The sequence below is a fragment of the Sphingobium sp. B2D3A genome (genome assembly GCF_025961795.1).
Lineage (GTDB): Bacteria > Pseudomonadota > Alphaproteobacteria > Sphingomonadales > Sphingomonadaceae > Sphingobium.
The window spans coordinates 2327964-2344134 of sequence record NZ_JAOQOI010000001.1 but is presented as its reverse complement, the minus strand read 5'-3'; the positions used below and the strand labels follow the sequence as shown (position 1 = coordinate 2344134).

Sequence of the window (16171 nt, the reverse complement as noted above, 5' to 3'; positions counted from 1 at the left end):
AGGCACGCCCCCGTTAGCGGCTGCCGCCTTCCTGCGCCTGCGCGGCGCGATAGGCCGCGAGACGGGCACGCCAGGGCGCCAGCGTCTGTTGCGGCACATCCGGCCGGGCCATGGCCGGTTTTCCCGCCCGCAGCCGCGCCCGATCGGCCTCGGGCGGCTCGACCCGGCGCACCCGCACCTGCACCGTGCCCTGCTGCCTGATCCCGAGCAGTTCTGCCGCCCCTTGCGACAGATCGATGATCCGGTTCCTGGCAAAGGGCCCGCGATCATTGACGCGCACGAGGATCGTCCGGCCCGTGTCCAGCGCGGTTACCTCGACATAGCTGGGCAGCGGCAAGGTGGTGTGCGCGGCGGAAATGCCGTGCTTTACAAAGCGCTCGCCATTGGCGGTCTGGTTGCCGGATTCGCTGCCGTACCAGCTCGCATCGCCCAGCATGTCCAGCGTGCGATCATCGGCGGGCGTATAGGTGACGCCGCGCACCACATAAGGCGGGCCAATGCGCACTGGTGTATCGCTGACCGGTCGAAACTTGGTGCTGCCCGCGCACCCGGCGAGGGCCGGCACGACAAGCAAAGCGAGCCAGAGAGAACGCCCCGGCAAGGCGCGCGGCATGGAAGAGCGGATCGCAAGCATCCCTCTCCCCCTAACCCACTGCGCCGCCACGGTGAAGAGATGAGTCGTCAGCTAGGGTGCGAGCACAAGCTGGCTGCTTTCGCGCAACGTCGGCTATCGGGCACTGTCGTCACGAAGCAGATATTCCGGACATGACGACGCCGCAGACATTTATAGCCCGTTGCTCAACTGAGCTTCTACCTACTGGCGTCCAAAGGTTCGAGAGCGATAATCCGATCAACAACCATGAGATGCTCGTAGGCGTCGGTATGGCCGAAGTTTCCAGGCAACTTCGTCCGCCTGCCGACAAATTCAATCCGGTGAATGCCCTCCGGTATATCTTCCTCCAGTACAACGTTCTTGGCGAACGTCAGCCATATCCCTCGTTTAGCCATCCAGTCGCAAGTGCCCGCTGGCTCTGGACAGAAATTGGTCCATTCCCAGCCATGCTGCCACAAGCCTTTCCAACGTTGAGCTGGAAGCATTTCATAGCACTCTGGATCTTCAGGACGCCATTCATGGAAGCCTAGAGAGCGAACTTCATCTAGGCACCTTTGAACCATCCCCGGATAGGACTTTCGGAACGCAACAAACTCAGCCTCCGACATCGCCGGATCAGGCTGCTGGCAGCCTAATAGAATCGACACCATAGGCACGATGAAAATAGCTTTCATGAGATAGTTATCAGGCAGTCCATTCGAGAATACAATTGAGTCCCGCCGCACCAGCTGGGCCTAGTTAGATGAGAGGGGCGGATCGTCTCTATCTCAGGTTCGACTACGCAGCACTAAGCGTGGGCCTAGATTTCCGCGTGCGCGGGAATGACGGCGTTTTGTGCCTCTGAGCTATCGACTTCCCGGTCAGCCCCATCCCTCACCTCACCTAAGTCACAGAACTGACTTGCAATCTTCATCCCCTCGCCATCGCCTCGCAATCATCATGTCATGCGCCTCTGCGATCAGGCCCCGCCTGAGCGGCGAATGCACCTTCCGCGAGCCGTGGCGGAACCAAATCAGGGGAAATCATGTCACATCTTACTGACGAAGCCCGCGCGCCCTACCGGACCGCGATATCCGACGAGGGCAACCCCAACAGTCTGGAAGCCATTGTCGAGGCCAATCCCTCGCGCCGCACGATCATCAAGAACGGGCTGTTCGGCCTGTCGATCTTCCCGGTCGCGGCGATGCTCTCGGCCTGCGGGGAGGACAAGGACGAGATGGTGACCATTCCCAATCCCACGCCGACACCCAGCCCGACGCCGACCCCCACGCCCACGCCTGCGGTCAGCTACGCCATCGAGTTCACGTCGGTGGCCGCCAATCAGGATGACAAGGTCACCGTGCCGGCGGGCTATGACGTGAAAGTTCTGCTGAAGGCGGGCGACGCGATCGAGGCCGGCGTGACCGGCTATGCCGGCAGCTTCCCGACGCCTGCCACGGCCGAGAAATGGGCCGGCGGCAACCATGACGGCATGGAATATTTCGAGCTGTCGGGCGTCGATCCCAACAAGGGCGGCCTGCTGGCGATCAATTTCGAATATCCCGATTTCAACATTCTGATGAACGGCAATTACGATGCCGCCACCGCCACCACGGACCAGAAGGCGCTTGCGCTCTCGGCCGTAGGCATTGGCGTGGTGGAAGTCGCCAAGGGCAGTGATGGCAGCTGGGCGGTGAAGGCCGGCTCGCAATATAACAAGCGCTATACCGGCAACTCCAATTATCGCGCGGGTGGCCCAGCCGCCGGGCTGCTCTCCGGCACGATCAAGGGCATGCTCAACAATTGTTCGAGCGGCCGCACGCCGTGGGGCACCTACCTCACCTGCGAGGAAACGACGGACAATTATCTCGACCCCACGCGCCCCGAGCGGGATTATGGCTGGGTGGTCGAGATCGACCCGCTGCAGGAGCTGGCTCCGGCGACCAAGCGGACCGCCATGGGCCGGTTCAGTCACGAGAATGTCGCTCACCTCACCAACAGCGATCGCCGCGTGGCCTTCTACATGGGCGATGATTCGACGCCGGGCTGCATCTACAAGTTTGTGCCGGATCAGGCCTACAGCACGACCAACCGGGCGGCGAACAGCAACCTGCTCGACTATGGCACACTCTATGTCGCCAAGTTCAATGCGGACGGCTCGGGCGGGTGGAAAGCGCTGGTGCAGGGCCAGAACGGCCTCGTCGCCAATGCGTCCGATCCCGGCGATGTCAGTCAGTTCACGACGGCCCCTGCGCCGACACCGGTGAGCTTCAACAGCCAGGCCGACGTGCTGATCAACTGCGCCTCGGCCGCGCGCGTTGCTGGTGGCACCGTGATGGATCGGCCGGAGTGGATCACGGTCTCGCCCGATGGCAAGGCGATCTTCGTGACGCTGACCAACAACAGCGGCCGCAAGGTGACGGATGCGGCGAACCCGCGCGTCACCAACCGCCACGGCCATATCCTCAAGTTCCGCGAGAGTGGCGATTCTCCGCTGGCGACCGGCTTCACCTGGGAACTGTTCCTGCTGGCCGGCGACCCCGGTTATGCAGCCGGCGGCACCAATCTGGTCGGCAATATCAATGGCGACACCTTCTCCAGCCCCGATGGCATCCGCATCGATCCGCAGGGGCGCCTGTGGGTGCAGACAGACCACAGCGTGCCGGGCACCTCGGGCGCGAGCGGCGTCACCATCGAGCAGGTCGTGGGCCACAATGCGATGTTCTATATCGACCAGACCAGCAAGAAGAGCAAACGCTTCCTCGTCGGCCCGACGGGCTGCGAGATCACCGGCCTTGCCTATACGCCGGATCTCAAGACCTTCTTCGTGAACATCCAGCACCCGACCGGCAACTGGCCGATCGCCGGCGAGCAGCCCCGCTCCTCGACCGTGGTCATCACCCGGACGGACGGCAAGCCCGTCGGCGCCTGACCGGTTCACGATCCGACCATGCATCGCCGCCGCGCCCACCCCGGCGCGGCGGTTTCTTGTTGGGCGCTACGGTTGAGACGGCTGGCCATGGCAGCGACAGGGCGCTAAGGGGCCACATCACGTGCTTCCAGATCGAACGGACAGATTTCCATGGGTTTCAAATGCGGGATCGTCGGCCTGCCCAATGTCGGCAAGTCGACTCTCTTCAATGCGCTGACCGAGACGCAGGCCGCGCAGGCTGCCAACTATCCCTTCTGCACCATCGAGCCGAATGTCGGCCAGGTCTCGGTGCCGGATGCGCGGCTCGACAAGCTCGCGGCGATTGCCGGCAGCCAGAAGATCATCCCGACCCAGCTGGCCTTTGTGGATATCGCGGGCCTGGTGCGCGGCGCCTCCAAGGGCGAGGGCTTGGGCAACCAGTTCCTCGGCAACATCCGCGAAGTGGACGCCATCGTGCATGTGCTGCGCTGCTTCGAGAATGACGACATCCAGCATGTCGACAATCGCGTCGATCCCATCGCCGATGCCGAGACCGTCGAGACCGAGCTGATGCTCTCAGACCTTGAAAGCCTCGAAAAGCGCGTGCCGGCCTTCGCCAAGAAGGCGACCGGCGGCGACAAGGAAGCCAAGATTGCCGCCGCCGTGCTCGGTCGTGCGCTCGATCTGCTGCGCGAGGGCAAGCCCGCGCGGCTCGTCGAGATCAATGACGAGGAGGAAGCGCGCATCTTCCAGCAGGCGCAACTGCTGACCTCCAAGCCCGTGCTCTATGTGTGCAATGTCGAGGAAGAGAGCGCGGCCGAGGGCAATGCCTTCAGCGCCCGCGTGTTCGAGAAGGCCAAGGCCGAGGGCGCGCAGGCGGTGGTCGTATCAGCCGCGATCGAGGCCGATCTCGTCACGATGCCGCTCGAGGATCGTGCCGAATTTCTGGAGGCCATGGGCCTGGAGGAAGCCGGCCTCGCGCGCGTGATCCGTGCCGGCTACGATCTGCTGCACCTCATCACCTTCTTCACCGTCGGCCCCAAGGAAGCGCGTGCCTGGACGGTCCATCGCGGCGCCAGCGCACCGGAAGCAGCGGGCGAAATCCACAGCGATTTCCAGAAGGGCTTCATCCGTGCCGAAACCGTCGCCTTTGATGATTTCATCGCGCTTGGCGGCGAGGCGAAGGCGCGCGAGGCCGGCAAGCTGCGCGCCGAGGGCAAGGCCTATGTGGTGCAGGACGGCGACGTGATGCACTTCCTTCACAGCTAGATCGGTGCGATAACCTCGCCATCATGTCGTTCCCCCGCCGACTCCTCTGCGCGCTGCTGACGCTGCTGCTGGCCTTGCCGGCGATGCAGGCCAGCGCATGTGCGCCGGGGAGCGAGGGGACGGGCGTCGCGCACCATGCGGGCGCTGAGACTGCCACGCCGCATGGCGACCACGCTGCCCATAGCGGCCATGCGCCGTCTCTGCCGGATGGCTCCAAACCGGCGGTGGCGCATCATGATTGCATCGGCTGCGTCGCCCCGATCGACAGCCGGAGCTACCGCCCGGTCGATCGACTGTCCTTGCTGCCGGGCAAGGCGAACTGGTCCCCCAACCCTGCCCGGCTGACGGACTGGCTGGGATCGCCCGACACGCCCCCGCCCCGACAGGTCCTCTGAACGCTTTTTCCAAACAGCTTCAGACAGGACTTTTCTATCATGAGTTTTCGATTGAACGTGGCTGCGAGCCTGCTCGCGGCAGCCTCGCCCGTTGCCCTCTTCGCGCAGGCGCCGATGGCCGGGCATGACCATGCCGGACACCAGAGCGCCAACCCGGTGACACCGCCCGCCGAAAATGCCGGCGAGACGATGGACCATTCGACCATGGATCATGGCGCGATGGATCATGCCGGCATGGATTCTGGGATGGATCACGCCCAGCACAATGGCGAAACACCCGCCTCGGCGCCGAACCACATCCACCCCACCGACACCGCCCAACCTTATGTCGATGGCTCCGGCACGGCGCGGCTCCCGGCGGCGCAAGGCCCGATGAGCGGCCTTCATGCGATGAGCGGCGACTGGATGTTGATGGCGCACGGCAATGTCCAGCTCAATTACACCGATCACAAGGGGCCGCGCGGCGACGATCTGGTCTACGCCACCTCCATGCTGATGCTGGCGGCGGAGCGGGATTTGGGCGGTGCGCGGCTTGCGCTCCGCTCGATGCTCAGCCTTGAACCGACCATGTCGGCGCGCGGCTACCCCAATCTCTTTGCCACGGGCGAGACGGCGGGCGGCACAGCGCTGGTCGACCGCCAGCATCCTCACGATCTGTTCATGGAGCTGGCCGCCCGGCTGGACGTGGACATCGCGCCCGGCGCAAGCGTCTTCCTCTATGGCGGACCGGTCGGCGAGCCGGCGCTCGGGCCATCGGCCTTCATGCACCGGGCGAGCGCGCATTATAATCCCGAGCCGCCGATCACGCACCACTGGTTCGATTCCACCCATATCACTTATGGCGTGGTGACTGCGGGCGTCGCCTTGCCGCAATGGCAGCTCGAGGGCTCGGCCTTCCGGGGGCGTGAGCCGGATGAGGAGCGCTGGGGGATCGAGACGCCCAAGCTCGATAGCTGGTCGGTGCGACTGAGCTGGACGCCGACGCCCAACTGGGCCGCGCAGGTCAGCCATGGCTTCCTCAAAAATCCCGAGACGCTTCATGGCGACCAGAACGAGCATCGTAGCACGGCGAGCGTCCATTATGCGGACGGCGCCCTCTCGGCGACCGCGGCCTTCTCCGCCAAGAACCGCGACCCCGGCGATACGCTGACCGCCTGGCTCGGCGAGCTCAATTACGATCTGACGCCGCGACACAGCCTGTTCGGCCGGGTCGAGAATGTCGCCAATGATGAGCTGATCCCCGATCATGACGATCCGCTCCACGACGTGCCGTTCCGCATCACCAAGATGCAGGCTGGCTATGCGTGGAACACCCCGATCGGTGACGGCCCGGTCCACCTTGCGCTTGGCGGTAGCGTCAATCTCTACGCCAAGCCGGCGGCGCTGGATGCGGTCTATGGGGATAATCCCTGGGGCTACACGCTGTTCGCGCGCCTTTCCTTGGGGCGCTGATACGTTCAGACCATACTCCCCTCCTCTTTAGAGGAGGGGCCGGGGGTGGTGGCGATGCGCCAGCATCGCAAGGCGATTGCGTGGCTATGGCGCAGCTGCACCACCCCAACCCCTCCTCTAAAGAGGAGGGGCTCAAAGTGACCCTTTACGCGTGCCCGACCCAACCGCGCCAGGTGAACGCGGCGTAGAACAGCGTTGCGTCCACAAAGCCGCCGGCTCTCAAAATGGCTTCGTCTTCGTCAGGCGAGAGGCAGTGAAGGCTGGCGGCGACGGCGGCGCGGGCTTTGGCGGTGTCGGCCGGGTCCGCGCCCATCGCCTTGGGGTAAGCGGCATAGCGGTCCAGCCAGACATCGCGGGTCTCGGCATCCTGCGGGAAGCTGCTATGGGCAGCGACGAAGGGCGCGCCTGCGCGCAGGCGGCGGTGGATTTGCTGCACGGTGCGCGTCCGCTCTGTGGGATCGAGAAAATGCAGGGTCAGGAGGCAGACCGCCGCGTCGAATGGCCCGTCCGGTGCGTCATCGATCAGCCCGTGCACCAGCTTGACGCGCTCCATCAGCGGCCCAAGCTGCCGTTCAGCCAGTTTCAGCATTTCGCCGGCCGGGTCCACGCCCACGAAGCGCCAATCTGGTTGTGCCTCCGCAAGCGCCTTCAATTCCATGCCGCCGCCCGCGCCGAGCACGAGCACCCTAGCCTCCGATGGGGCGCGCTCGGCAAGCAGCAGTCCGGTCATCCGGTGCAGCGCATCCAGCCCCGGCACGAAGCGGCGCGGGCCGTCCCAGTAGCGCGCCGTGGCCGCCGGATCGTCGAAGGCCTTGATGAACATGTCCGGGTCCACTGTCTCGTCCGGTGCGGTGTCGTGCGTGGTCATGGATTTTCGATCCTATGTTGGCCCGGATAATCGGGCGGCAAGAGACGGTGGAAGCCGGCGCTGAGACTGGCGAGCGTGACGGTGGCGTAGGAGTCGAGCAGCAACGTCTCGGCCTGCCGCAGCGGTGCATCGAGCGCCGCGTTGACGGCCCGCTCGACCGCGCAGCCGGGGTTGTCGCTGCGATTGCCGATGGCGAAGAGCGGCGGCGCGCCGATGGCCCGATAGATATCGAGCAGCGTGACGGCAGCCGGATCGCAGGCGATGGACCAGCCCCCGCCATGGCCCTTTTCCGAGCGGACATAACCGGCGTCCCGCAAGCCAGCCATGACCCGGCGGATCACCACCGGATTGGTCTGCATGATCCTGGCCAGCATCTCGGATGTAACCGGGCGCTGCTGCTCGGCCATGTGGAGGAGGACGTGGAGGACTCCGGACAATTTGCTGCTGTTGCGACTCATGCAACATCTTATGTTACATATTCGCACCCTGTTCAAGCCGGATGAGCGCCGCTTGCCCTTCTTGCCCGCCCCGCTTAGGCAAACAGCCATCCGATCCCTGAACCGAAGGCACACGTATGGACTATTATTGGGAAGACCTGGAACTCGGCCTCACCGAGCATTTCGGCCCGTTCGAAGTGGATCGCGATGAAGTGATCGCCTTTGCCGAGCGCTATGATCCGCAGCCCTTCCACCTCGATGAGGAAGCGGCCGCAAAGACCCATTTCGGCCGGCTCGCGGCGAGCGGCTGGCAGACCTGCGCAATGATGATGGGCGCGATGGTGCGGGCGCGACAGAAAAGCGGCGGTTGGCAGGCCAATGCCCTGGGCGCGATGGGTCTGGACGAACTGCGCTGGCGCCGGCCGGTCTTCCCCGGCGACGTGCTGCGCGGATCGAGCGAACTGGTCGAGAAGCTGGAATCGCGCAGCCGGCCGGAGACGGGCATCCTCAAATGGCGCACCCGCCTGCTCAATCAGGACGATCAAGAAGTGCTCAGCCTCGTCTCCGTCGTGCTCCATCGTCGCCGCCCGCAGGCCTGATGCGACAAATGCTGCACAAGATGTATTGATCTCTCAACATCCTTGCTGCACCCTGCGCGCGTCGGCCATGGGGGCGGCAAGGAGAGGATCATGAAGGATGACAAGGCTGTGCCGGTAGCGCTCGCACCATCGCGGCGCACGTTCATCGCCGGGGCGGCAGCACTCGGCATCGGCAGCACCAGCGCGCTTGCAAGAGCCGCAACGCAGGAGGGCACCGTGCCGTCGCAGCCCTGGTTCGAGGCGTATCTGGCCGCGTTCAACCGCGCCGACGAAGCGGTGTTCAGCGCTTATTATGCCGATGACGTGCAGTTCTTCGGCCAGGCCGCGCAGGTGACCGGCCGGCAGGCGGTGATCGATTTCTATCGCGGCGTGCGCAAGCATCTGCATGAGAAGGTGGATCTGCTGACCTATGTGGGCGATCCGTCCGGCGCGCATATCCTCGCGGTGCTCCGCACGACGCTGGTGGCGCACACCGACTGGCCGGACATGCCGACCGGCGCGCTCAAGGCGGGCGACACGCGCTCGAGCGTCAACTTCGTCATGTACGACATCAAGGATGGCCGGTTCACGCGGGTCCGCTCGGCCCGGTTCAGTCCGCAGAAGGGGCGCAGCGCATGACACAGGAAGATCGCTTCCGGGCCTATATCGCCTCGTTCAATGCGCAGGACTGGCCCGCACTGGTGAAGAATTACGCGCCTGATGTGCATCTCGTCATCGGCAATGGCACCGAGCTGATCGGGCACGATGCCATCGTCGCCTTCTACAAGAAGGTGAACCAGCAGACGCGGCGCATCATTCAGGTTCGCAATGTCTTCACCGATGGCAAGCGGCTGGTCGCCGAGCTGGAATCGGAGTTTCTGGCCACGGTCGATGCGCCCGATTTCACCTCCGGCCCGCTCAAGAAAGGCGACCGCATCCACATCAACAGCTTCGCGCTGTATGAATATGTGGGCGACGTCTTCACCAACATCCGCTCGGCGGTGTTCCGGCGGGAGTTCATCCCGGCCGGCAAGAGCGAATAAGCAGAGCGAACAAGCCGCGCCGGCTCAATGCCGGCCGAACAGCTTCTCGATGTCGCCATGCGCCAGCTTGATCCATGTCGGCCGGCCATGGTTGCATTGCCCGCTATGCGGCGTGACCTCCATCTCGCGAAGCAGCGCGTTCATTTCCGCCACGGAGAGCACCCGCCCTGCCCGCACCGAGCCGTGGCAGGCCATGGTCGCCGCAACAAGATCGAGCCGGGCCTTGAGCGAGGCGGCATCGCCCAGCGCGGCCAGATCGTCGGCGAGATCGCGGACGAGGCCGGGCACGTCGCTGGTGCCGAGCAGCGCCGGTGCAGCGCGGACGAGGATCGCCGCCGGGCCGAATCGCTCGACCTCCAGACCGAGTTCGGCCAGCTCGGCGGCGCGCGCTTCGATCCGGTCGCAGGCCGGCTCATCCAGCTCGACCACTTCTGGCAGTAGCAGTGCCTGCCGCGCGACGGCGCCGTCTGCGAGAGCCCGCCGCATCCGCTCCAGCACGAGGCGTTCGTGCGCGGCATGCTGATCGACCAGCACCAGCCCATCCTCCGCTTCCGCGACGATGTAAGTCCGCGCCACCTGCCCGCGCGCCACGCCCAACGGAAACTCGCGATGCTCGGCCTGCGGCTGCGCGACCGGCGCTTCCGCCCGGCCAGACGGTGCGAAACCAGTGAAGCGGGCTTGCCGGTCTCCGAACAGGGGTACGCCGCCATAAGCGCCCCCGGATGCGGGCGCTGGCCAGGGGGGCGCGGCCCCGGGTGATTGTGCGGGCGCCTCTTCGCGCTGCCACAGATCGGCGGCGCTGGCCTCGGGCCGGTTGGCGACACGCATCCCGGCATCATCGAGCGCCCGGCGCAGGCCGCTGACGATCATCCCGCGCATGAAGGCGGGATCGCGAAAGCGCACCTCGGTCTTGGCGGGGTGCACGTTCACGTCCACGTCCGGCATCGGCACATTGAGGAACAAGGCCAGCACCGGATGCCGGTCCCGCGCAATGAAATCGGCATAGGCGCCGCGCACCGCGCCCACCAGCAGGCGGTCCCGCACCGGGCGACCGTTGACGAAGAGATATTGATGATCGGCCGAGCCGCGATGATAGGTTGGCAGCGAGGCGACGCCGCTGATCGTCACCGCCTCCCGTTCCAGCGACACGATGACGTGATTGTCGGCCAGCTCGCGATCGATGAGCTGGGCCACGCGATCCTCGCGGGTCTGGCCGCCCGGCAGCGAGAACACCCGGCGCCCGTCATGCTCCAGCACGAAGGCGACATCGTTGCGCGCCATGGCGAGGCGGCGGACGATGTCGAGGCAGGCGGCATATTCTGACCGGGCCGAGCGCAGGAACTTGCGGCGCGCCGGAACGCGCTCGAACAGCCCATCCATCTCCACCCGCGTGCCGGGCGCCATGGCGCAGGGGGCGGCGGTGGCCAGCACGCCATTGTCGCACACCAGGCGCCAGCCATCCGCATCGCGCTGGCGGCTGGCGATGCTGAGGCGCGCGACGCTGCCGATGGAGGGCAGCGCCTCACCCCGAAAACCGAGCGTCCTGACCGCCTCAATGGCCTCGTCCGGCAGCTTGGATGTGGCGTGGCGCTCCAGCGCGAGGGGCAGATCGTCGCGGCTCATGCCATGGCCATCATCGGTGACGCTCAGGCCACCGAGGCCGCCCTGCTGCAGCGAGATCGCAACGGAGCGGGCCTGCGCATCCAGCGCGTTTTCCAACAACTCCTTGAGCGCGCTCGCAGGGCGCTCGACCACCTCTCCGGCGGCAATTCGATTAACGAGGGACTCGGGGAGGCGGCGTATTGACATTGGATTGCGACTAGACCAAGCGAGCCTCCTACGCGAGCGAAAGCCACCCGTTTTTCCGGTGGCTGGAGTCGGCAGGGCGGGCATTCCCCGGAGCATCTGAAAGCCGCGTCCTCACCGGCGCGACCGGCATGAACAGGACAGTCAATGGCGTTCTTCTCCAATTGGTTCAAGTTCACTTCCAGGGACATGGCGATCGACCTCGGCACGGCCAACACGGTGGTCTATGTGCGCGGTCACGGCATTGTCCTTAATGAACCATCCGTGGTTGCGGTGGAGACGATCAACGGCGTGAAGCGCGTCAAGGCTGTCGGTGAAGACGCCAAGCTGATGATGGGCAAGACACCGGAATCCATCGAGGCCATCCGCCCGCTGCGCGACGGCGTGATCGCCGACATCGACATTGCCGAGCAGATGATCAAATGGTTCATCAGCAAGGTCCATGGCCATCGCCGCTTCCCCCGTTTTCCCGAGATCGTGATCTGCGTGCCGTCCGGCTCGACCAGCGTCGAGCGCCGCGCGATCCGTGATGCCGCCAGCAATGCCGGCGCGAGCCAGGTCTTCCTGATCGAGGAGCCAATGGCCGCTGCGATCGGTGCCGACATGCCGGTCACCGAGCCCATCGGCTCGATGGTCGTCGACATCGGTGGCGGCACGACCGAGGTCGCCGTACTCTCGCTGCGCGGCCTTGCCTATACCACCAGCGTGCGCGTGGGCGGTGACAAGATGGATGAAGCCATCGTCTCCTATGTCCGTCGCCACCACAATCTGCTGATCGGCGAAGCCACGGCCGAGCGGATCAAGAAGGAATATGGCATCGCCCAGAAGCCGGCCGACGGCGTGGGCGCGACGATCCACATCAAGGGCCGCGACCTCGTGAACGGCGTGCCCAAGGAAATCGCGATCAATCAGGGCCAGATCGCCGATGCGCTGGCCGAGCCCATTGGCACCATCGTGGAAGGCGTGCGCATCGCGCTTGAAAACACCGCGCCGGAGCTGGCCGCCGATATTGTCGATCAGGGCATCGTCCTCACTGGCGGTGGCGCCTTGCTCAAGGGGCTGGACGAGGAACTGCGCGACGAGACGGGGCTTCCCGTGACCGTGGCGGAAGACCCGCTGACCTGCGTCGCCATCGGCACGGGGCGCGCGATGGAGGACCCGGTCTTCCGCGGCGTGCTCCAGACCGCCTAAGCCCGAGGTTGTTCGCATGGCGCCACCCGGCAACAGGCGCCCCGGCTTCAACCGGAAAGCGCAATATGGACTGTTCGCCAGCTATGTGATCGCGCTGCTCGGCGCGGTCGCTGGCCTGCTTATGCTGATCCTCTCGATTGCCGATCCCGCAGGCTTTGCTGGTCTGCGTTCGGCGGCGGCGGAAGTCACGCGCCCGATCTCCAGCAACCTGCGCTCAGTCGTCGTCGGCGTCGGCAATATCGAGGAAGAGTTTGCCGCCTATATCAACGCAGGCTCGCAGAATGCCGCCCTGCGTCGGCAGGTGGAAGCGAACCGCACGCGCCTCATCGAGGCCGAAGCGATCCGCCAGGAGAATATCCGCCTGCGCGACCTGCTCAAGCTGACCGAAACCGATCAGGGCGTGGTCGCTGCGGGCCATCTGATTTCCTCGACGCCGGCGAGCGCCGCCCGCCTGGCGCGCCTCGACATGGGCCGCAGCGAAGGCGTGAGTGCGGGCATGCCGGTGCGCGCGCCGGAGGGCCTGGTTGGCCGCGTGCTGCGTGCCGGGCCGAACACCGCCGACGTGCTGCTGCTCATCGATGAAGGCAATATCGTGCCGGTGCGGCGGACGAGCGACAATATCCCAGGCATCAGCTCCGGCCGGGGTGACGGCACGGTCGAGATCCGCGCGCTCAATGCCGAGCGCAATCCCTTCAAGCCCGGTGATGTGCTGGTCACGTCCGGCATTGGCGGCCTGTATCGCTCCAATATCCCCGTGGCGATCGTCGCGCGGCGCGAAGGCGAGAAGGCCATCGCCATTCCGCTCGCCAACCCCTCGCGCGTGGAGTTGGTGGTCGTGCAGGCTCCGTTCCGCCCGGAAGAAGCCGAGCGTGCCGGCAATGCCGCGCAGCCGCCCGCCGCGCCATGAACAGCCGCTACAGCAACCGGATCGGCCGTAAGCGGACCTGGCTGCACCTGCGCGGCGTGCCGGTCGCGTCCGTCATTCTGGGATCGATGCTGGCGCCGCTCATGCCGGTCATCGCGCAGACCCCCCTGCTCCCGCCGTTCGGCCTGATGATGCTGATCGCCTGGCGCGTGCTGCGTCCGGACATCTGGCCGCTGTGGATCGGGGTGCCGCTGGGGCTGGTCGATGATCTGATGAACGGGCAGCCGGTCGGCAGCGCCGTATTTCTGTGGACGATCCTGCTGCTCGCCTTCGACTTTGAGGGGCAGCGGAACTTGTGGCGCGATTATTGGCATGGCTGGCTGCTCGGCTCGCTGGCGATCGGCTTTGCGCTGGCCGGTGGCTGGCTTGCCGTGCATCTCTCCGGCCATGGCGGGGAAATCATTCAAATCCTTCCCCAGTTCCTCTATAGTGTCGCCTTGTTCCCCTTCATCGTGCGCATTTGTGCCGCGTTGGACAAATGGCGGCTTCCGTGATTTCCTTCCGCAAGATCCTGTTCCCCAACAAAGTCGTCACCCCCGCCAGCCAGGCCTACAGCTTCAACCGCCGCACCTTCGTGCTCGGTGGGGCGCAGTTGGCAGTGGGCGGCCTGCTGGTGGGACGCATGGGGTGGATCGCCATTGCGGAGAATGAGAAGTACCAGCTCCTCTCCGACAGCAACCGCATCAACCTAACCATCACCCCGCCCCGGCGGGGCTGGATTCTGGATCGGCGCGGGCAGGCGCTGGCCTCGAACCGCACCAATTTCCGTGTCGACATCATTCCGGATCGCCTGCGCGACCGGGAGCGGGTGGTGCGCGAGCTGGCCACGCTGCTGGCCCTGACGCCCAATGATGTGGACCGCATCAACGAGCATCTCGACCGCGCGGCGGGCTATCAGCCCGTGCAGGTGGCCGATGACTTGAGCTACGAGCAATATGCGGCGCTCTCCGTGCGGCTGCCCGATTTTCCCGGCGTCGTGCCCTCGCAAGGCTTTTCGCGTTATTATCCTGCTGGGCCGCCAGTCGGCCATCTACTCGGTTATGTCGGCACGCCGTCAGCCGACGAATATAATGCATCGCGCGACCCCTTGCTGATCACGCCGGGCTTCAAGCTCGGCAAGCAGGGTCTGGAGAAGTCGCTCAATTCGATTCTCACCGGCAAGCCCGGTGCTCGCCGCGTGGAAGTGACGGCGCGCGGGGCGATGGTGCGCGACCTCGAAACCCGGCCCGATACGCCGGGCCGCTCCATCAAGCTGACCATCGATGCCGGCCTGCAGGAGTTCGCCGGCCGCCGGCTGGGCACGCAGAGCGGCGCCGTGGTGATCATGGATTGCCACACCGGGGACATTCTCTGCTCGACCTCAATGCCGAGCTTCGACCCCAACAGCTTCTCCGAGGGCATTTCGCATCACGAATGGCAGATGCTCTCGCAAGACGACCATGTGCCGCTGCGCAACAAAACGCTGGGCGGGCTGTATCCGCCCGGATCGACCGTCAAGCCGATGATCGCCCTCTCCTTCCTCGAAGCCGGGCTGCCGGCCGAGGCGACGGTGAACTGCACCGGGGCGCTGCGGGTGGGCAATCGCCTGTTCCACTGCCATGCGCGCCGGGGCCACGGCACGACGAACATGCACCGCGCCATCGAGCAGAGCTGCAACATCTATTTCTATTACTTCGCCCAGAAGATCGGGATGGACGCCATCGCCATGATGGCGCGGCGGCTGGGCCTCGGCCAGCGCTTCGACCTGCCCTTCCCCAACCAGAGCTATGGCACCGTGCCGGACCCAGCCTGGAAGATGAAGAAATACAACCAGCCCTGGCAGACCTATGACACGGTAAACGCGACCATCGGCCAGGGCTATATGCTGGTGAACCCGACGCAGATGTGCGTGATGGCCGCGCGCCTCGCCACCGGGCTCGATCTCGATCCGCACTTCATCGTCGACGGCAAGCGCCATCAGGGCGAGCCGCTGGGCGTGTCGCTCGAGCATCTTACGGTCATCCGCAATGCCATGAAGGATGTGGTCAACGGCGGCGGCACCGGCCGTGCAGCGCGGCTGGATGTTCCCGGCGTGATGCTCGCCGCCAAGACCGGCACGGCGCAGGTCGGGGCGATCAGCACCCGCGGCCAGCGCGCGGCAAGCCAGCCCTTCCGCCTGCGCGATCACGCCCTGTTCCAGGGCTTCGCGCCACATGATAATCCGCGCTACGCCATCGCCACGATCATCGAACATGGCGGCCACATGGACCGGGTGCAGGACGCGCCGATGATTTCGGGCGATTGCATCACCTATCTCTACGATCCCGCCAAGGCGATGGAGAAGCTGCAGCGCTTCGAAGCGACCTGGGGCGGCACGCCGCAGATCCGCATGGAGCGCCAGCTCAACGCCTTCCGCATTGCGCGCGGCCTTGAGTCTGCGCCCCTCATGCCCGAGCCCGGCAATGCGGCCTCCCCGGCCGCCCCGACTCCCGCCACCCCGGCGCAGACCGGGAGCGAAGACGGCGCCAATACAAGCGAGGATGGTGACATCGATGCCCCCGTCGGCCCCGGCACCCGCGACACCGACTGAACCGCACGCGGTTTTCTCGCAAAGCAGCATCTTTTTTCGCCGCGCCTCGGATTTTTTGTTGGCATCCTGAAAACACCATGTTAACGGCCCACCTCCCGACGGGATGTTGATCAAACGATCAACGAGCCGCCGAAG

16 protein-coding genes are annotated in these 16171 nt (G+C 65.3%); 11 read left to right on the top strand and 5 right to left on the bottom strand.

What is annotated here, in order from left to right:
• Window positions 1-13: 13 nt before the first annotated feature.
• Window positions 14-634: a septal ring lytic transglycosylase RlpA family protein gene (locus M2337_RS10910; protein ID WP_413716197.1), complete on the bottom strand. Its 621-nt coding sequence runs from the start codon at window positions 632-634 to the stop codon at window positions 14-16.
• A gap of 176 nt (window positions 635-810) precedes the next feature.
• Complete coding sequence (locus tag M2337_RS10905) at window positions 811-1287, bottom strand: hypothetical protein (RefSeq protein WP_264570244.1); 477 nt, start codon at window positions 1285-1287, stop codon at window positions 811-813.
• 350 nt (window positions 1288-1637) lie between these two features.
• Here M2337_RS10905 and M2337_RS10900 point away from each other — a divergent pair, with 350 nt between their 5' ends.
• The 4 genes from M2337_RS10900 to M2337_RS10885 all read left to right on the top strand — a co-directional run bounded on the left by M2337_RS10900 (window position 1638) and on the right by M2337_RS10885 (window position 6619).
• Entirely contained in the window at window positions 1638-3524 is a 1887-nt protein-coding gene (locus M2337_RS10900; RefSeq protein ID WP_264570243.1) for a PhoX family protein, read from the top strand.
• 150 nt (window positions 3525-3674) lie between these two features.
• Entirely contained in the window at window positions 3675-4772 is a 1098-nt protein-coding gene (gene ychF / locus M2337_RS10895; RefSeq protein ID WP_264570242.1) for a redox-regulated ATPase YchF, read from the top strand.
• A 23-nt stretch (window positions 4773-4795) separates the two neighbouring features.
• A complete protein-coding gene (locus M2337_RS10890; protein WP_264570241.1) occupies window positions 4796-5167 on the top strand; it encodes a hypothetical protein in 372 nt (123 codons plus the stop codon).
• Window positions 5168-5206: 39 nt separating this feature from the next.
• Complete coding sequence (locus tag M2337_RS10885) at window positions 5207-6619, top strand: hypothetical protein (RefSeq protein ID WP_264570240.1); 1413 nt, start codon at window positions 5207-5209, stop codon at window positions 6617-6619.
• Between the two features lie 145 nt (window positions 6620-6764).
• On the opposite strand, the gene M2337_RS10880 is transcribed toward M2337_RS10885, so the two are convergent.
• Window positions 6765-7487 (bottom strand): class I SAM-dependent methyltransferase, encoded by a 723-nt coding sequence (locus M2337_RS10880; RefSeq protein WP_264570239.1) that lies wholly within the window; start codon window positions 7485-7487, stop codon window positions 6765-6767.
• Window positions 7484-7945 carry an Rrf2 family transcriptional regulator gene (locus M2337_RS10875; RefSeq protein WP_264570238.1) on the bottom strand — a complete coding sequence of 154 codons (462 nt, stop codon included), beginning with the start codon at window positions 7943-7945 and terminating at the stop codon, window positions 7484-7486. Before M2337_RS10875 ends, M2337_RS10880 begins: the two co-directional genes overlap by 4 nt.
• Before the next feature lie 116 nt (window positions 7946-8061).
• Here M2337_RS10875 and M2337_RS10870 point away from each other — a divergent pair, with 116 nt between their 5' ends.
• The 3 genes from M2337_RS10870 to M2337_RS10860 all read left to right on the top strand — a co-directional run bounded on the left by M2337_RS10870 (window position 8062) and on the right by M2337_RS10860 (window position 9545).
• The gene (locus tag M2337_RS10870; protein WP_264570237.1) at window positions 8062-8523 is read left to right on the top strand and encodes a MaoC family dehydratase; all 462 of its coding nucleotides are present in this window, start codon (window positions 8062-8064) and stop codon (window positions 8521-8523) included.
• A 90-nt stretch (window positions 8524-8613) separates the two neighbouring features.
• Entirely contained in the window at window positions 8614-9141 is a 528-nt protein-coding gene (locus M2337_RS10865; protein WP_181559596.1) for a nuclear transport factor 2 family protein, read from the top strand.
• A complete protein-coding gene (locus M2337_RS10860; protein WP_264570236.1) occupies window positions 9138-9545 on the top strand; it encodes a nuclear transport factor 2 family protein in 408 nt (135 codons plus the stop codon). The genes M2337_RS10865 and M2337_RS10860 overlap by 4 nt, the downstream gene beginning before the upstream one ends.
• Before the next feature lie 24 nt (window positions 9546-9569).
• On the opposite strand, the gene mutL is transcribed toward M2337_RS10860, so the two are convergent.
• The gene (mutL, locus tag M2337_RS10855) at window positions 9570-11354 is read right to left on the bottom strand and encodes a DNA mismatch repair endonuclease MutL (RefSeq protein ID WP_264570235.1); all 1785 of its coding nucleotides are present in this window, start codon (window positions 11352-11354) and stop codon (window positions 9570-9572) included.
• A gap of 144 nt (window positions 11355-11498) precedes the next feature.
• Here mutL and M2337_RS10850 point away from each other — a divergent pair, with 144 nt between their 5' ends.
• Genes M2337_RS10850 through mrdA form a run of 4 tightly spaced genes read left to right on the top strand, consistent with a single transcriptional unit; the run spans window position 11499 to window position 16036 of the window.
• Entirely contained in the window at window positions 11499-12542 is a 1044-nt protein-coding gene (locus tag M2337_RS10850; RefSeq protein ID WP_181559593.1) for a rod shape-determining protein, read from the top strand.
• 16 nt (window positions 12543-12558) lie between these two features.
• Window positions 12559-13449 (top strand): rod shape-determining protein MreC, encoded by an 891-nt coding sequence (gene mreC, locus M2337_RS10845; RefSeq protein WP_264570234.1) that lies wholly within the window; start codon window positions 12559-12561, stop codon window positions 13447-13449.
• Entirely contained in the window at window positions 13446-13961 is a 516-nt protein-coding gene (locus tag M2337_RS10840) for a rod shape-determining protein MreD (RefSeq protein ID WP_264570233.1), read from the top strand. Before mreC ends, M2337_RS10840 begins: the two co-directional genes overlap by 4 nt.
• The gene (gene mrdA, locus M2337_RS10835; protein WP_264588597.1) at window positions 13946-16036 is read left to right on the top strand and encodes a penicillin-binding protein 2; all 2091 of its coding nucleotides are present in this window, start codon (window positions 13946-13948) and stop codon (window positions 16034-16036) included. Before M2337_RS10840 ends, mrdA begins: the two co-directional genes overlap by 16 nt.
• Window positions 16037-16171: the final 135 nt, after the last annotated feature.

What these genes read in the sequence shown, in the direction of transcription:
- M2337_RS10850 (WP_181559593.1), top strand. Translation starts at nt 11,499, where the DNA reads ATGGCGTTCTTCTCCAATTGGTTCAAGTTCACTTCCAGGGACATGGCG.
- M2337_RS10905 (WP_264570244.1), bottom strand. Translation starts at nt 1,287, where the DNA reads ATGAAAGCTATTTTCATCGTGCCTATGGTGTCGATTCTATTAGGCTGC.
- M2337_RS10875 (WP_264570238.1), bottom strand. Translation starts at nt 7,945, where the DNA reads ATGAGTCGCAACAGCAGCAAATTGTCCGGAGTCCTCCACGTCCTCCTC.
- M2337_RS10900 (WP_264570243.1), top strand. Translation starts at nt 1,638, where the DNA reads ATGTCACATCTTACTGACGAAGCCCGCGCGCCCTACCGGACCGCGATA.
- M2337_RS10865 (WP_181559596.1), top strand. Translation starts at nt 8,614, where the DNA reads ATGAAGGATGACAAGGCTGTGCCGGTAGCGCTCGCACCATCGCGGCGC.
- mrdA (WP_264588597.1), top strand. Translation starts at nt 13,946, where the DNA reads ATGGCGGCTTCCGTGATTTCCTTCCGCAAGATCCTGTTCCCCAACAAA.
- ychF (WP_264570242.1), top strand. Translation starts at nt 3,675, where the DNA reads ATGGGTTTCAAATGCGGGATCGTCGGCCTGCCCAATGTCGGCAAGTCG.
- mutL (WP_264570235.1), bottom strand. Translation starts at nt 11,354, where the DNA reads ATGTCAATACGCCGCCTCCCCGAGTCCCTCGTTAATCGAATTGCCGCC.
- M2337_RS10870 (WP_264570237.1), top strand. Translation starts at nt 8,062, where the DNA reads ATGGACTATTATTGGGAAGACCTGGAACTCGGCCTCACCGAGCATTTC.
- M2337_RS10890 (WP_264570241.1), top strand. Translation starts at nt 4,796, where the DNA reads ATGTCGTTCCCCCGCCGACTCCTCTGCGCGCTGCTGACGCTGCTGCTG.
- M2337_RS10840 (WP_264570233.1), top strand. Translation starts at nt 13,446, where the DNA reads ATGAACAGCCGCTACAGCAACCGGATCGGCCGTAAGCGGACCTGGCTG.
- M2337_RS10910 (WP_413716197.1), bottom strand. Translation starts at nt 634, where the DNA reads ATGCTTGCGATCCGCTCTTCCATGCCGCGCGCCTTGCCGGGGCGTTCT.
- M2337_RS10880 (WP_264570239.1), bottom strand. Translation starts at nt 7,487, where the DNA reads ATGACCACGCACGACACCGCACCGGACGAGACAGTGGACCCGGACATG.
- M2337_RS10885 (WP_264570240.1), top strand. Translation starts at nt 5,207, where the DNA reads ATGAGTTTTCGATTGAACGTGGCTGCGAGCCTGCTCGCGGCAGCCTCG.
- M2337_RS10860 (WP_264570236.1), top strand. Translation starts at nt 9,138, where the DNA reads ATGACACAGGAAGATCGCTTCCGGGCCTATATCGCCTCGTTCAATGCG.
- mreC (WP_264570234.1), top strand. Translation starts at nt 12,559, where the DNA reads ATGGCGCCACCCGGCAACAGGCGCCCCGGCTTCAACCGGAAAGCGCAA.